This window comes from Halomonas sp. ATBC28 (assembly GCF_005937175.1).
In the GTDB taxonomy this organism is placed as follows: Bacteria; Pseudomonadota; Gammaproteobacteria; order Pseudomonadales; family Halomonadaceae; genus Vreelandella; species Vreelandella titanicae.
On sequence record NZ_VCQL01000076.1, the window covers coordinates 1 to 729 of the forward strand.

1 protein-coding gene is annotated in these 729 nt (G+C 60.5%); it reads right to left on the reverse strand.

The genetic code is table 11. The features are described 5' to 3' along the window. On the reverse strand, positions 1–729 hold a 729-nt coding region (locus E0L35_RS26410), incomplete at both ends, for a hypothetical protein (RefSeq protein ID WP_171051234.1).

The window sequence follows — 729 nt, forward strand, 5'->3', positions numbered from 1 at the left end:
TTGGCTTGATCATCGTTGGCGACGTCAACCGTCAAACTGCCGATGCCGCCGGTGAAGACCACCGTGCGGGGCTCGACCACCCCATCAATATCCACGCTCAAGGCTACCTCGCCGCTAAAGCCTTCCGAGGCGGTAAGACCGAAGCTTAGCGTGGTGGTGCCCTCGTCGCCGTTTTCGACCATCGGATCAGCATCGGAAATACCGATCAAGGTCGGCGCCGGTGGCTCGACAATTCCCGCGGGCACAAACTCGATATAGTCGATGCGCGCATATTCGAAGGGTGCCGCCGTGCTTGCCAGGTCCAGAGTGGCGTCGTCACCCACCGTGACGTTTTCGAAAGTCACCGTGCGGAAGCTTGCTGCCTGAGCAGCATTGCCACTGGTGGCGTCGTTATCAAAGATCCAGTCGCCGCTAAAGCTCTGGCCCTGGGCATTACCGATGCTCAACTGCGCCGTACTTTCGCCGTCGTTTTCGTCAAAATACCCGACAATCACGGTATAAGTGCCCGCCGCAACCGCACCGGCTAGCGCGTAGCTGGCCGTGCCCGACTCACCGCCCTGCAGCCGGATGCCTTGACCCTCATCCGCTGCGCCGATGTTTTCGACGGTGTAATTGGTCGCTGCGGTAAAGTCCTCGGCCTGGAGGCGTATGGGTGTTGTTGGCGCGACCTCGTCATCCTCTGTCACTGTGCCCGTTGCCGTCGCAGCAGCGGGATCGATAGCAAACGCC